This is a genomic window from Haloarcula sediminis, assembly GCF_035656455.1.
In the GTDB taxonomy this organism is placed as follows: Archaea; Halobacteriota; Halobacteria; order Halobacteriales; family Haloarculaceae; genus Haloarcula; species Haloarcula sediminis.
Genome location: NZ_JAYMGA010000001.1, coordinates 14,513 through 29,063, shown reverse-complemented (window position 1 = coordinate 29,063; position 14,551 = coordinate 14,513). Strand labels below are relative to the sequence as shown.

Sequence of the window (14,551 nt, the reverse complement as noted above, 5' to 3'; positions counted from 1 at the left end):
AACCTAATGGTTTTTCATGATAATACGGCCTTAAGGAATTTATAATGATTTATCACCAAAGTTTATGCCGGTGCCCGCTATCGGTTCCGCTATGAGCGCGCTTGCCGACCTGCGGGTGCTCGATCTCACACAGGTGCTTGCCGGCCCGTACTGTACGATGTTGCTCGCGGACATGGGCGCGGACGTGGTAAAGATCGAGCGCCCCGGCGGTGACCTCATCCGGGGGAACCCCCCCTACGTCGACGACGGCGACGAGGAGGCCTACGGCGGCTACTTCCAGAGTGTCAACCGCGGGAAACGCTCGCTGGAGCTCGACCTCGGCGCCGACGACGACCGCGAGGCCTTCCTCTCGCTGGTCGAGCGGGCCGACGTGGTCGTCGAGAACTTCAAAGCCGGCACCATGGAGAAGTTCGACTGCGGCTACGAGACGCTGAAAGAACGCAACCCGGGGCTCGTCTACTCCTCCATCCGCGGCTTTGGCGACCCGCGCACGGGTGAGACCCACCGTCAGGGCCAGCCCTCGTTCGACCTCATCGCGCAGGCACTGGGCGGGGTGATGGAGATAACCGGCCAGGAAGACGGCCCGCCGACCAAAGTGGGTCCGGGCGTCGGTGATATCTTCACCGCCGCGCTGAACGCGGTGGGGATTCTGGCGGCGGTCCACCACCGCGAGCGCACCGGCGAGGGCCAGTATGTCGACACCGCGATGTACGACTGCATGGTCTCGCTGGCCGAACGCGCCGTCTACCAGTACTCCTGTGACGGCGAATCGCCGACCCGACAGGGCAACTCCCACCCCACGCTGTTCCCCTACGACGCCTTCGAGGCCAGCGACGGCTACGTCGTCATCGCCGCCTTCTCCGACGGTCACTGGGCGACGCTGTGTGAGGCGATGGACCGGCCCGACCTGGCGGCAGACTACCCCGACGCCCCGAGCCGGCTGGCGAACCGGGAGGCGCTTCGGGCGGAGATCGCGGACTGGACGAGGGCACACGAGTCGGCGGCGATTCTGGACCTCCTCGAAGGCCGGGTGCCGGCCGCCCCCGTCCAGAACACCGCCGATATCTTCGCCGACCCGCACGTCCGCGACCGTGAGATGCTCGCCGACGTGGCCCAGCCGGGCGCCGACGACCCGATGACCGTCGCGGGGAGCCCGATCAAGATGACGGAGACGATGCCCCGGCCGCGGGGGCGGGCGCCGCTGCTGGACGAGCATCGGGCCGAGCTGCTCGGCGAGGAGGTCGACGGAACGCCCGAGGTCGCCGAGAGCGACTGAGCCACTGTTCGAGGCTTCGACCTCGGTTGCGGCGGGCACGACGGTTCCCGGACCCGTGATTTTACCCCGCCGTTCCGCCTTTCACTACGCGTGTACTCGTCTACCCCGTCGTCGGTGCCCGTCGGACAGTTCGGCGCGCTCCCCGCGGTCTCGCAGGAATCGATTACCGTTCTGGGGACCGTCGCAGTGGTGGTTCTCATCCTGTTTTCGGCGTTTTTCGCCTCCGCCGAGATAGCCATCTTCTCGCTCGCCGACCACCGCATCGCCTCGCTCGTCGAGGCGGGGACGCCGGGCGCCGAGACGCTCTCCCTGCTGAAAGACGACCCGCGCCGGCTGCTCGTGACGATACTCGTCGGGAACAACATCGCCAACATCGGCATGTCGGCTATCACCACGGGGCTGCTGGGGTTTTATTTCACCCCGGGCGAGTCCGTCCTCGTCGCCACCTTCGGGGTCACGTCGCTTGTGTTGCTGTTCGGCGAGACCGCGCCGAAGTCGTACGCGGTCGAACACAGCGAGCCGTGGGCGCTGCGCATCGCCCGGCCGCTCCGGTTCGTCCAGCGGGCGCTGTATCCGCTCGTGGCGCTGTTCGACGCGCTCACCAGCCTGGTCAACAGACTGACCGGGAGCGAGGGAGACCTCGAAAACGCCTACGTCACGCGGGCGGAGGTCCGGGAAGTCATCGAGGCCGGCCAGCGCGCGGGCGTGTTCACCGAGGAGGAACACCGGATGCTCCAGCGGTTGCTCCGCTTTCGGAACCGCATCGTCAAGGAGACGATGGTCCCGCGGCTCGACGTGGTCGGCGTCGAGGCCGACGCGGACCTCGATACGGCCATCGAGACGTGTCTGGACAGCGAGTTCAGCCAGCTCCCCGTCTACGAGGACGTACTCGACAATGTCGTCGGCGTCGTCCACATCCGGGACCTGCTCGAAGCACAGCACCGGGGCGACTCGCTCCGCTCCGTGACCCGTGAACCCTACGCCGTCCCGGAGACCAAGGAGGTCGACGAACTGCTGACGGAGCTACGCGAGCAGCGCCGTCGGATGGCCGTCGTCGTCGACGAGTTCGGCACGACGGCGGGGGTCGTGACCATCGAGGACATCGTCGAGGAGATAATCGGCGAGGTGCTCACCGCGACGGAGGCCCCGCCGATTCGATGGCTCGACGACGACTCGGCTATCGTCCGCGGCGAACTCAACGTCCACGAGGCAAACGAGGCGCTGGGCACCGAGTTCCCGGAGAGAGAGGAGTTCGAGTCCGTCGCCGGCTTCCTGATGAGCCGGACCGGCCGCCTCGTCGACGAGGGCGAGACGATTACCTATGACGGCGTGAGCCTCACCGTCGAGACCGCCGAGAACAACCGCGTGCTGGAGGTCCGCATCGACCTGTCCGGACCCGGGGAACAGTAGCTCAGGGCGGCGTCCACTCGAAGCGATACGCGACGTTCAGGACGCTGTCGGGGAGGACGACCGTCACGCCCTCGCCGCGTGCGACGGCGCTCACCATCGCCGGGAACCAGAGGTCGCCGCCGGCGGTCTGGCCGCCGAAGGTACCGAAGGCGTCGGTCGGCTCGTCGGGAATCCCCCCGTCTGGCAGCGTCTCGAACACCTTGACGGCGCGGTTGACGAGGTCCACCACGAACAGGTAGCCGTCGGCGAGCGCCAGACTCGTCGGCAGGAGAAAGCGGCCGGCGTCGTCGCCATAGCCCGCCCGTCCCGCGACCGTCCAGCCGTCGCCGGCGTCGTACTGGACGCGGTCGTTGCTGCGGTCGGCGACGTAGGTGGCCTCCGGGCCGACCGCCACGTCCGAGGGGAGCCAGAACTCGCCGGCGTCGTGGCCGAACGTGCCGCGGGTGTCGTGGTCCTCCACGGTTTCGGCCCGGCGGTTGACGACCCACGAGGCGACCCGCCCGTTGAGCGAGTCGGCGACGTGGAGCCGGCAGCGGTCGGCGTCGAGCGGCTCGACGGCCATCCCGCGGGGGAGACGCACGTCGCCGCCGAAGTAGCCCCAGCCGCCAAAGCCCACGACGTGTTCGGGCTCGCCGTCGTGTAGGCGGTAGCAGTGGAGCTGGCGGTCGTCCTCGAACGCCTCGGCGTCGGCGGTGTAGTCGGCGGCAAAGAGGTACGTCTCCCCGTCGGGGTGCCACGTCGCCAGCGTCGCCGGGAAGCGGTTCTCGGTGAGCGATTCGGGCGCGACCGGCTCGTCGAGCCCCGGAGCGGTGTGCTGGGCCCGGCCGTTGCCGCCGTCGCCGACCCAGAGGACCGGGTCGTCGCGCCGCTGAACGGCCGACCCCAACGCGTAATCGAACTGGCCGGGCCGGCGCCGGCAGCCGTCGACGGTCGCCAGCCGGGCCTTGCGCTCGGCGACAAAGCGGAGCCGGTACGCGGAGACGGCGTGGTCGAGGGCCTCGGTGACCAGCACGCGTCCCCGGATGGCGCCGGTCGGGTCGGCCTCCCCGGGGTCGTAGCCGGTGACCGCCATCGGTGCGCCAAAGCGGCGCGACTCGATATCGGGCGCGATGACGGAGGGTACCTCCCCGCGCCGGTCGCCGTCGAGCGAGTACGCATAGAGGTGCCCGCCGCCGATGTCCGGGACCAGGATTCGCTCCTCGTCGGGGATGTAGCTCACGGCGCGGGGGACGGCGAACTCGTCGTCCAGGACGGGCGAGCCCGTGGTCGGGAACGGGACCTCGGTGCCCTCGCGGTCACAGCGGAGGACGTTCGCGTAGTAGGGCGGACGGCCGTACTCGCGGGCCTGCTGGCCGTAGCCGGTGTTGGCGACGAGCAGGTTCCCCTCGGGGTCCGTGTCGAGCCCCTGGGACCAGTAGAGCCCGAGTGGGTCGTCGTCGGACCGTGACACCTCGCGGAACTGCCCGGTCTGGCGGCCCTCGCCGTCGAAGACGACGACGCGGCTCCGGGTGTCAGTCGGGCACTCGTGGTAGAACTCGTCGGCGACGAAGACGGTCAGGCCGCCGTGGCTCTCGTGGACCGCGATACCGTTGGGATGGAAGTCGCCGGTCGGCGCGAACGTCCGCTCGACGGTCACCGGGACGCCGCCCTCGTCGGCGTCGCCGTGGGCCAGTTCCTGCACGCGGCCGTTCCCCAGGTCGGTGACGAACAGCCGCGGCTCGCTGGGGTGGTGAGCCAGGCGGAAGGGCAGGTCGAACTCGCCGGGCGCGGTCCCGAAGGCGCCGACCTGCCCGAGGACCCGGTCGAGCGAGCGGTCGAAGACGAGCAGGCGGCTGTTGCCGGCGTCGGCGACCCAGACCCGGCCGGCGGGGTCCTGGACGACACCCACCGGCGTCGACAGCCCGACGTCCGTGACCGGTCTGGGGAACGGGGGTTCGAGGCCCTGGGAACGGACGCCGTACGTTTCCTGATGCCGACCGGGCATTTGCCATAACGTCTCTAACGGCAATATTAACTGTACTGATTGTCCGAGTGGAACCCGGCGGTTCAAATACGGTGACGCCCAACCCCGGGGCAATGCGGGAACCGGCTCGGGAGAGCGAGGCGTGGCGCACCTACTTCGGGTTCGAGGAGCCATACGACAACCAGGCCGACGCCATCGAGCGGGTCATCGAGGCCGGGAAGTCCCGCGGCTTCCTCGCGATGGAAGGGCCCTGTGGCACCGGGAAGACGATGGCCGCCCTGACCGCCGGCGCACATCTCGTTCGGGACACAGAGCTCTACGACCGCATCGTCGTGGTGACGCCGGTCAAACAGCAGCTCCAGCAGTTCGTCGACGACCTGCGGACGCTCAACGCCGGCATCGAGGAGCCCCTCGACGGCATCTCGCTCGTGGGCAAGCGGGACCTCTGTCCGTACGGCCGCGAGGGGAAGTTTCCAGACGACGCGAGCACGCACGAGCGGTGTGAGGACCTGCGCGAGGCGACTGCCCGGCTCGTCGAGGACGACGGGCGCGGGGACGGGGCGGCCGTCGCGGACACCGCCATCGAGAACGAGGTCGACGACGACGAACAGTGGTGGGACCCGCGGCTGGGCCAGGACCTCGCCGCGGCCGCCCGCCCCGACGCCGCCTCCCAGACGACGCTGGGCGAGGACACGCTCGCCACCGCGGGCGCGGCCTCGCCCTATCGCCCGAGCCAGCCCACCGCCCCGGAGTCGATGGCCGAGGGCGACGACCCGCCGCTGTACTGCCCCTTCGAGGCCGACTGGTACGCCCGGAACAAGGGCTCGCCCGTGGACTTCTCGGCGGGGCCGAACAACGTCGTCACCATCGACGACTACCTGCCGGCGGCCGTCGAACGGGGCACCTGTCCCCACCGGGTGATGAGCGTCATGCTGGAAGAGGCCGACGTGGTGGTCGGTAACTACAACCACCTCTTTGACCCCAACTCGCGGCCGCTACTCGACTCGATTCTCGACGAGGGGACCTTCGTCGTCGTCGACGAGGCCCACCGGCTCGAAGAGCGGGTCCGGGACCTGCTCTCGGACCGGCTGGGCAAACAGACCATCACGCAGGCGCGCAACGACTGTGACCTGCTGGTCCAGCGCGCCCAGCAGACCGCAGACCACAAGGCACAGGTCCGGGAGGTACTCCAGGCCCGGGAGGTCCCGCTGGAAGCGGTCGACCGCGCCCGGAAGTTCTACGCCGACCTCGAACGGTGGGTCGACGACCGGGTCGAAAGCTTCCTCGACAGCGAACACGAGGGGTGGCGCGCGGACCCGAGCGTCCTCCCCCAACACGACCGCGAGATACCGCTGCGGGACCCCGACACCGTCGAGCGGGACGAGCTGACCGAGTGGGCCGAAGAGAAGGGGTACGACGGGGAATTGTGGCGCTCGCTCGCGAAAGTCGGCGCCGCCGTCGAGGACGCCATCGACCAGCTCGGGCTGAACCGCCAGCCGGTATCGGCCGCCGTCGGCGCCATCGCGGGCCAGTGGTGGGAGCGGGACCACTCGACGTTCCTGCGGGAAATCGAGCTGGAACACTCCCCCGACGAGCGCCGGGTCACCGACGCCGACTACGAGGCCGTCTACACGCCCGGGCTGCTGTGTTACAACTGCATGCCCGCGATGGCGCTCCGGGACGCCTTCGACGAACTCGGTGGAGGATGCGTGATGAGCGCGACGCTGGAACCGCTTGACGTGTTCACCGAGGTCGCCGGCCTCGACGGGCTGGCCGAGCAGTCACTGGACGACGCGGACGACGCCCCGACCCGGCCCGTCCGCTCGGTGACCTACGACCTGCCGTTCCCGCCGGAGAACCGCGCCTCCTATCTCGTCGACGCACGGCCCTTCACCGCGCGCAATCGCGGGAACCCCGAGGAGATGAAGCCGCTGGGCGAGAACTGGAACCCCACCCGCGACGAGTACGCCCAGGCCCTGCGGGCGCTGGCTCGCTCGCCGGGCAACGTCATGATAGCCATGCCGAACTACCGGGAAGCGAGGTGGGCGGGGGCCTACCTCCAGGAGGCCGTCGAGAAGGAGGTACTCGTAGACGAGTCCTCCAGCAACGAGGAGACCGACCGGACCAAACAGTCATTCTTCGCCGGCGATGGGAAGGTGCTGGTCACGTCGACGCGTGGCACGCTCACGGAGGGCGTCGACTACGACGGGGCGAAGCTATCGACCTGTGCCGTCGTCGGCGTCCCGCTCGTCAACATCGGCTCGCCCCGAATCCGGGCGGTCCAGCGGGCCTACGGCGACACGTTCGGCGACGAGAACGCCTTCGAGTACGCCCTGACCGTCCCCGCGGTGCGGCGGGCGCGCCAGGCCATCGGCCGGGTCATCCGCGGGACCGACGAGGTGGGCGTGCGGGCCTTCGTCGGCCGGCGCTACACACCCGACGGGCGCCACTCCGTCTACGAGTTTCTCCCGGAGGGCGAACGCGAGGAGTTCACGCGGATGACCCCCGACTTCCTGTCGAGTCAGCTCGAGTCGTTCTGGCGAAACCACTGATTCCGGGCGGTTAGTCGCCTGAACGTGGTTTGTAACTCCCCCTCGTTGGCCGTAAACAAAAAGCATATACATCATAATTAGAGTGTTACAAGGGATGCCCGAGTGTCAGAACTGCGGCGAATTCGTAACTGAGCAGTACGTGCGGGTGTTCACACCGGAAGCCTCCGAAGCACACGGACCGAGAGTCTGTCCGAACTGCGAAGACAAACTTCGTGACGGCGCCGAGGTCCGCGAGGCGCGCTCCTCGCGACAGTAGGGCATACGCCGGTCGCTCGGCGACCGGGGGCCCGAGAGTCGCCCGACAGCCACGGGTCACTGTCGGGCTGTTTTCCGGGAACTACTCAAGGCCGGAGGCGTAGCCTGAGGTATGACCGACCTAGACGTCGAGGCAGTCGACGACATCGACGCACCGACCGGCGTCGACGCGCCCGAATACGTGCTGTACGGGGGGAAAGGCGGCGTCGGAAAGACCACCTGTGCCGCCGCGACCGCGCTGGCGTCGGCCCGCGATGACACCGCGACACTTGTGGTCTCGACGGACCCCGCCCACTCGCTTTCGGACACGCTCGAAACCGATATCCCCGCGGAGCCGACCCGCATTCGCGAGGACATGCCCCTCTTTGCGGCCGAAATCGACCCCGAGGCGGCGATGGGCGAGGGACCGCTGGGCATGGAGGACGACGCCCTGGGCGGTCTCGGCGGGATGCTCGGCGGTGGCGGGCCGATGGGCGGCGAGGACCCCATCGGCGGCGAGGACGGTATCCTGGGCGGGTCGATGCCCGGCGCCGACGAGGCCGCGGCGATGCGCCTGCTGCTCGATTACACCGACGACGACCGCTTCGACCGCGTGGTCATCGACACCGCACCGACCGGCCACACCCTCCGGCTGCTGGAGCTCCCGGAGACGATGGACTCGATGGTCGGGACGATTCTGAAGCTCCGCGAGCGCTTTTCGGGGATGATGGACTCGGTCACGGGGATGTTCGGCGGCGACGATGACGTGGACGCGGAGGCCGGCATCCAGGACTTGGAGGAGCTCTCCGCGCGCATCGAGCGCCTGCGGGCCATCCTGCAGGACCCGACACGGACCGACTTCCGCATCGTGATGGTGCCCGAGACGCTGTCGGTGATGGAGTCCGAGCGCCTGCTCGCCCAGCTCACCGACTTCGAGATTCCGGTCAGCACCATCGTGGTCAACCGGGTGATGCAAGACCCCAGCGAGGTGCTGGGCCGCGAGGTCGGCATCCCGGGCCCGAACACCGATGGCTGTGAGTTCTGTGCCCGCCGGTGGGACGTCCAGCAGGACGCCATCGCCAGCGCCCAGGACCTCTTCCGGGGCCACGAGGTCAAGCGCGTCCCGCTCTTTGCCGACGAGGTCCACGGCGAGGCGCTGTTGTCTGTCGTCGCGGCCTGTCTGGATTGAAGCATCAGTTCGTCAGCTTCCGGAGCACGCCGAAGGCGGCGTCCCGCCAGCTGGCCGGCAGGTGCCGCGCCATGAGAAGGAGCTTCGCGCCCTCGCCGACGGGGTAGCGCGGGTCGGGGTCGCTCGCGTTCGCGGCGTCACGAATCGTCAGCGCGACGGCGCCGGGCGTGACCGAGAGGGCGTCCTGCACGCCGGCCAGGCGGGAGTCCTCGTGGGCCCGGTAGAGCCAGTCGTAGGCCCCCGTCGTCTCGAGGTCGTTCTGTTCTTCCTGTGCGCGGTCGTCGAAGTTCGTCTCGACGGGACCGGGCTGGACGAGCACCACGTCGATGCCGTACTCGTCGGCCTCCACGCGGAGCGCGTCGCTCAGCCCCTCCAGGGCGAACTTCGAGGCCGCGTAGCCGCCCTGGCCCGGCAGCGAGAGCTTGCCGGCGACGCTGGAGACGTTGACGACGGTGCCCGAGTCACGGGCGCGCATGTGGGGCAGGACCGCCCGGACGAGCCGGTGGGGACCGTAGAGGTTCACATCGAACTGGGCCTCCAGGTCCTCGGTCGGCACGTCCTCGACGGCGCCAAACTGGGCGTAGCCGGCGTTGTTCACCAGGCAGTCGATGCGCCCGGCCGACTCGACCACGTCCTCGACGACGCGCTCGCACTCGCGGGCGTTTGTCACGTCGAGTTCGGCGGTCTCGCAGCCGGCCCCGGCCAGGTCCGCGACATCGTCCTCGTCGCGGGCCGTCGCCCAGACCTGCCAGTCGTCGTCCAGAAACACCTCGGCTGTCGCGTGGCCGATGCCCGAGGAGGCACCGGTTATCAGCACCGTCTTGGCCATAGCAGTGCCGTCTCGCCCCGGACAATTAAGATTGCCCCGTTGGGCGCCGATATTCGGGCGTCGACACCGACTGTCGGAGGTTCTCGAGCGTCTGTTCGAGTTCGCGCTGGTTGAACCAGTCGAGAACCGGGGACAACAGCGGCCCGGCGACCGGCGGCAGTCCGAGGTCGTACGTCGCCGTGTAGGTGACCCGCGTCCCGCCGTCTGCCGGCTCGAACCGCCACCGAATCTCCCCCGCTATGTCACCGACCATCTCGAAGGTGATTGCCTCGGGCGGGTCGTGTTCGATACCCCGGACCGCCCCGTCGAACGACAGGCCGGCCAGCCGGTAGGTGTAAGTCGCCAGCTTGCCGCCGCTGTCCAGCGTCCCGACCGTCTCGACGGCCGACAGCCGCGGCGAGATGCGCGCCTGGTTCTCCGGTACGTCCATGAACTCGAAGACCGCTTTCGGCGGGCGGGCGATGACGATACTGGCGCTCGCGTGCATACCCACAGTCTGTGGCCGGACGGGGATAGTACCCCGCGGTGGCGGCCCCGCCGGACCCGATCACACCTCGCCTTTCACGGCGTCGGCGTAGCTGTCGGCGAGCCGCGTCGGCTCCGGGAGTTTGTATCCGGCCGCCGTCGCCAGCACGAGGTCGGCCGCCGTCTCGGCGCTCACCCGGTGGCCGGGGCTGACAACGAGCGGGTTGATGTACTGGTTCGACGAGTCGTACTGTCGGCTCTGGACCGCGTAGCCGATGACCGTCCCCCCGGGAGCCGTCTCGACCTCAGCGTCGGCCTCGATGGCGACGCGAGCGCCCTCGGGGAGCTTCCGGTCCAGGGACTCGCGCGGGTGGCCACAGAGGAGGTTCTTCGCGACGCCGACAGTGGGAACGTCGAGCGTGACGCCGATATGGGTCGCCAGCCCCGCCTCGCGGTAGTGGATGCGACCGCTCCCGTCGACGAAGACGATATTGGGGTCACAATCGAGTGCAGCGAACGCCGAGAGGACGGCCCCGCCCTCGCGGAAGGAGAGCAAGCCGGGAACGTAGGGAATCTCCGTCGGTTCGACCGCGTAGACCCGCTCGACGACCTCGCGGCCGCGCAGGACGACGATGGCGGAGACGGCCCGGTCGCCGACGAAGGCCTGGTCGACGCCGGCGACGAGGGGCCGGTCTGGAGCTCCGTCGGCGATGTCACCCGCTGACTTACCCAGGGTCGCCTGCCCGGCCGGGCCGTCGACCGCGATGGCGTCGGGATCGAAGGCGAAGTCGTCGGTAAAGACCGCTACGTCGGCGATATCTCGCTGTAGCGCCTCCATCTCGGCGGTCGAAAGCGAGGGGTCGGGAACGAACTCCGGGCGGACGACCGCCATCAGAACGGGCCGCGACCGCCCGGGCCGCCGGGGCCGCCGGGACCGCCGGGACCGCGACCGCCGAACTGTATCTGGTTCGGGATGCGCGCCCGGTCCTTAACCCGGCGGCCGTACCACAGGCCGATGACGAGGCCGACCAGGTGGGCCGTGTGGGCGATGTTCCCGCCCAGCAGGCCCGCGCCCTGGGGCGACAGCGAGCCGGCGATGCTGATGATGGCGTAGAACCCGGTGATGGCCCAGATTGGGACCGGAATCAGGAAGTACAGATAGACCGTGAGGTCCGGGTTCAGGACCGTGACGAAGCCGAGGATGGCAAGCGCCGCGCCGCTTGCGCCCAGCACGCCGTAGGCGGGCCCGCCCTGGACGAACTGCAGCCCTACCTGCCCGAGCCCGGCGAGCATCCCCGAGCCGAGGAAAAAGAGCGTGAACGTCTTCGACCCCATCTGCTGTTCGGCCAGGCGACCGAAGAAGTAGATGACGATGGCGTTGCCGAGGATGTGAAAGAGTCCGCCATGCGAGAAGATAGCGGTGACCCACGTCCAGACGTAGAGGATGTTGTCCGGGTGGAGGACAAAGAGGGACCGGTAGGTAGCGGGCGGGAGCGCGCCGGCCGCGACGAACGCGACGACGATACGCTGTGCGACGAAGGTGATGGCCATGACCGCGAGGAACACGTAGGTCATGTTCCCGCGGAAGTAGCCCATGATACCGCCGGGACCGGTGTTCACTCCGAAGCGGTCGGCGACCCCGCCGGAGCCGCCCGACGACCCGCCGTCGACGGAGTCGTCGAAGCCGCTGTCGAACACTCCCTGCGGGTCGTTCCAGTTGTCCAGCCCCGGGCAGTCGTGGGCCTCGGGCAGCCGGTGCTCGGCGCAGTAGGTGCCCCCGCAGTGCCCGCACTGGTAGGGCATGTTCTCCTGCTTGCCACAGACGTCACACTCCGACATTGGCGATGCTTGGGGTGGACGGTGCAAAGGGGTTGTGTTTGGGCGGGTGAGCGATGCGAGCGAGCGGGGCTGACAGCCCGTCACACCCGCAGCCGACAGTATAAGACCCCCCAGGCCAAAGAACGCAGTAGTGCAAGAGTTCGAGCGCAAACAACTGCTGGAGCGCATCGAACGGGAGGGTGCGACCGTCGGTGCCGATATCCCCGACGAGATCACCGTCCAGGGCGAGCGCATCGACCTGCAGTCGTTCGTCTTCGAGATCAAACGCAGGGAGACGGTGCCACGGGGCGAACGCGAGCGTGTCACCCGGGCCAAAAAGAACCTCCGCCGTGAGCGACTCCAGCGAAAGCAACAGCTGGAAGACGGCGACATAAGCTACGCCGAGGGCGAGACGCTCGTCGAGGCCATCATCGGTATCGACCGGGCGCTGAACGCCCTCGAAGGGCTGGGGCCGGCGAACCTCGAAGACGAGGCCAGAGCACAGGAAGCGGCCGACAAGAAGCGCTGGATGTCCTTCCTGCGGAAGGCGCTGGGCCACGAGGATGCCGACTCCGGCACCGGGCGGGCCAGCAGGGGGCGCTAGCGTGTCCCGGAACGACGAAATCGCGAGCCGGCTGGAGGCCTTCGCCGACCTGCTGGACGCGAACGGCGTCGAGTACAAGCCCCGGGCCTACCGCCGGGCCGCCGAGAACATCCGCGACTACCCCGGCGACATCGAGGGGCTTGCCGCCGAGGGCGCCGACGCGGTGGGGGAAATCGAGGGCGTCGGCGACGCCATCTCCGCGAAGGTCGTCGAGTACTTCGAGACGGGGGAAATCGAGGAACTGGGCGAGCTCCGCGAGGAGCTGCCCGTCGACATGGCCGCCCTGACCGCCGTCGAGGGGGTCGGACCGAAGACCGTGGGATCGCTGTACGAGGCGCTTGGCATCACGACGCTGGACGAACTCGAAGCGGCCGCCGAGGCCGGCGAGATTCAGGAGGTCAAAGGCTTTGGCGCAAAGACCGAACAGAACATCCTGGAGAACATCGACTTCGCCCGCGAGGCCCACGCTCGCACGCTGCTTGGCACGGCCCACCCCTACGGCGAGCAGGCAAAGGCGTTCGTCGCCGACATCGACGGCGTCGAGCGGTGTGCGCTGGGCGGGTCCCTGCGGCGCTGGCGGCCCACCATCGGCGACGTGGACGTACTCGTCGGGAGCCACGAGGGCGCGGCTGTCGTCGAAGCCTTCACCGGTTGGGACGAAGTCGAGGGCGTCATCGAGGCCGGCGAGACCAAGGCCTCGGTCCGGGCCGGCGGGCTGCGGGTCGACCTGCGGGTCGTGGCCCCCGAGGAGTTCGGCGCCGCTCTGCAGTACTTCACCGGCAGCAAGGACCACAACGTCGCGGTCCGGAACCGCGCCATTGAACGGGACCTGAAGGTAAACGAGTACGGGGTGTTCGATGTCGCGGACGTTCCCGACGACGAGGACCACCAGCGCGCCGGCGAGCGCGTCGCCGGCGAGACGGAGGAAGGCGTCTACGAGGCGCTGGATATGGCCTGGGTCCCGCCGGAGCTGCGCGAGAACCGCGGCGAAGTGGCGGCGGCCGCCGACGGCGACCTCCCCGACCTGCTCGTCGCGGACGACGTGCGCGGCGACCTCCATACCCACTCGGAGTGGTCCGACGGCGGCAACACCATCGCCGAGATGGCCGCGGGCGCGGCCGACTTTGGCCACGACTACGTCGCGATTACGGACCACGCCACCGGTCCGGGGATGGTCGGCGGCGTCGGCGTCGACGACGAGACCCTGCGCGAGCAGATATCCGCGGTGGACGCGGTCGCCGAGGGGGCAGCTATCGACGTGTTCAGCGGCGTCGAGGCCAATATCGGTGCGGACGGGGAGATTTCCGTCGCCGACGACGTGCTGGCCGAGCTGGACGTGGTCGTCGCCTCGCCCCACGCCGCCCTCGACGGGGACGGCACCGACCGCCTCGTCTCGGCGGCCGAACACCCCCACGTCGATATCGTCGGCCACCCGACCGGTCGCTACCTGAACCGACGGCCCGGGCTCGACGTCGACATCGAGCGGCTGGCCACGGCGGCCGCCGAGGCAGGGACCGCACTGGAGGTCAACGCCAGCCCCGCCCGGCTGGATCTGGACGGCTACGCGGTTAAGGCGGCCATCGAGGCCGGCGCGACTATCGCCATCAACACCGACGCCCACAGCCCCGGGAGCTTCGGTCAGGTGACCTACGGGATCCACACGGCCCGGCGCGGGTGGGCCGAGGCCGGCGACGTGCTCAACGCCCGTTCGGCCGAGGGCCTCAGGGAGTTCCTCGATGACTGACCGCGAACGCGACCCCCTCGTCCTCGACTCGATGCTGGGGAAGCTGGCGACGTACCTGCGGATGTGTGGCTACGACACCGCCTACGCGCTGGACCGGGACGCCGAGGCCGACGACGACCTGCTCGCGCTGGTCGAGACGGAGGGCCGTCGGCTGGTCACCCGAGACGAGGGGCTGGCCCGGCGGGTGCCCGACGCCGTCCTGCTCACGAAGCGGGACGTGACCGACCAGCTGCGGGAGCTCGCGGCGGCCGGATTCGACCTGGAGCTGTCGCCCGAACCCGTCCACTGTGGCACCTGTAACGCCCCCGTCGAACTCGTCGACCGCACCGAACCGACGCCCGGATACGCGCCCGACCCGGGCGAGACGGACATCTGGCGCTGTCGTGACTGTGGCCAGCACTTCTGGCGGGGGAGCCACTGGAACGACGTGGCCGAGACGCTCGCCAACGTATAGCCCTCGGGGCTTT

Annotated in this window: 13 protein-coding genes; 8 read left to right on the top strand and 5 right to left on the bottom strand. The window is 69.1% G+C overall.

The window, feature by feature from the left end; genetic code table 11:
• Positions 1-91 precede the first annotated feature (91 nt).
• Positions 92-1,276, top strand: coding sequence for a succinyl-CoA:mesaconate CoA-transferase (gene mct / locus VJ162_RS00150; protein WP_324661589.1), 1,185 nt, complete (start codon positions 92-94; stop codon positions 1,274-1,276).
• Positions 1,277-1,366: 90 nt separating this feature from the next.
• Positions 1,367-2,686, top strand: a complete 1,320-nt coding sequence (locus VJ162_RS00145; RefSeq protein WP_324661587.1) for a hemolysin family protein — start codon at positions 1,367-1,369, stop codon at positions 2,684-2,686.
• Between the two features lies 1 nt (position 2,687).
• Here the strand turns inward: VJ162_RS00145 and VJ162_RS00140 are convergent, their stop codons facing one another.
• Positions 2,688-4,670, bottom strand: coding sequence for an NHL repeat-containing protein (locus VJ162_RS00140; protein WP_324661586.1), 1,983 nt, complete (start codon positions 4,668-4,670; stop codon positions 2,688-2,690).
• A 92-nt stretch (positions 4,671-4,762) separates the two neighbouring features.
• Here VJ162_RS00140 and VJ162_RS00135 point away from each other — a divergent pair, with 92 nt between their 5' ends.
• The 3 genes from VJ162_RS00135 (at position 4,763) to VJ162_RS00130 (ending at position 8,624) form a co-directional block, all read left to right on the top strand.
• Positions 4,763-7,201, top strand: a complete 2,439-nt coding sequence (locus tag VJ162_RS00135) for an ATP-dependent DNA helicase (protein ID WP_324661585.1) — start codon at positions 4,763-4,765, stop codon at positions 7,199-7,201.
• 94 nt (positions 7,202-7,295) lie between these two features.
• The gene (locus tag VJ162_RS18575; RefSeq protein ID WP_262176004.1) at positions 7,296-7,457 is read left to right on the top strand and encodes a DUF7563 family protein; all 162 of its coding nucleotides are present in this window, start codon (positions 7,296-7,298) and stop codon (positions 7,455-7,457) included.
• Positions 7,458-7,568: 111 nt separating this feature from the next.
• Positions 7,569-8,624: an ArsA family ATPase gene (locus VJ162_RS00130; RefSeq protein ID WP_324661584.1), complete on the top strand. Its 1,056-nt coding sequence runs from the start codon at positions 7,569-7,571 to the stop codon at positions 8,622-8,624.
• Positions 8,625-8,628: 4 nt separating this feature from the next.
• Here the strand turns inward: VJ162_RS00130 and VJ162_RS00125 are convergent, their stop codons facing one another.
• From VJ162_RS00125 to VJ162_RS00110, 4 genes are read right to left on the bottom strand one after another with little or no spacing between them, the layout of a single operon-like run.
• Complete coding sequence (locus VJ162_RS00125) at positions 8,629-9,453, bottom strand: SDR family oxidoreductase (protein ID WP_324661583.1); 825 nt, start codon at positions 9,451-9,453, stop codon at positions 8,629-8,631.
• Between the two features lie 25 nt (positions 9,454-9,478).
• The gene (locus VJ162_RS00120; protein WP_324661582.1) at positions 9,479-9,940 is read right to left on the bottom strand and encodes an SRPBCC family protein; all 462 of its coding nucleotides are present in this window, start codon (positions 9,938-9,940) and stop codon (positions 9,479-9,481) included.
• A gap of 60 nt (positions 9,941-10,000) precedes the next feature.
• A complete protein-coding gene (locus tag VJ162_RS00115) occupies positions 10,001-10,810 on the bottom strand; it encodes an endonuclease V (RefSeq protein WP_324661580.1) in 810 nt (269 codons plus the stop codon).
• Positions 10,810-11,757 carry a rhomboid family intramembrane serine protease gene (locus tag VJ162_RS00110; protein WP_324661579.1) on the bottom strand — a complete coding sequence of 316 codons (948 nt, stop codon included), beginning with the start codon at positions 11,755-11,757 and terminating at the stop codon, positions 10,810-10,812. Before VJ162_RS00110 ends, VJ162_RS00115 begins: the two co-directional genes overlap by 1 nt.
• 130 nt (positions 11,758-11,887) lie before the next feature.
• Between VJ162_RS00110 and VJ162_RS00105 the strand changes: the two genes are divergently transcribed.
• Genes VJ162_RS00105 through VJ162_RS00095 form a run of 3 tightly spaced genes read left to right on the top strand, consistent with a single transcriptional unit; the run spans position 11,888 to position 14,538 of the window.
• Positions 11,888-12,340 carry a DUF5788 family protein gene (locus VJ162_RS00105; protein ID WP_324661577.1) on the top strand — a complete coding sequence of 151 codons (453 nt, stop codon included), beginning with the start codon at positions 11,888-11,890 and terminating at the stop codon, positions 12,338-12,340.
• 1 nt (position 12,341) lies between these two features.
• The gene (gene polX, locus VJ162_RS00100) at positions 12,342-14,084 is read left to right on the top strand and encodes a DNA polymerase/3'-5' exonuclease PolX (protein WP_324661576.1); all 1,743 of its coding nucleotides are present in this window, start codon (positions 12,342-12,344) and stop codon (positions 14,082-14,084) included.
• Entirely contained in the window at positions 14,077-14,538 is a 462-nt protein-coding gene (locus tag VJ162_RS00095; protein ID WP_324661575.1) for a Mut7-C RNAse domain-containing protein, read from the top strand. Before polX ends, VJ162_RS00095 begins: the two co-directional genes overlap by 8 nt.
• Positions 14,539-14,551 lie beyond the last annotated feature (13 nt).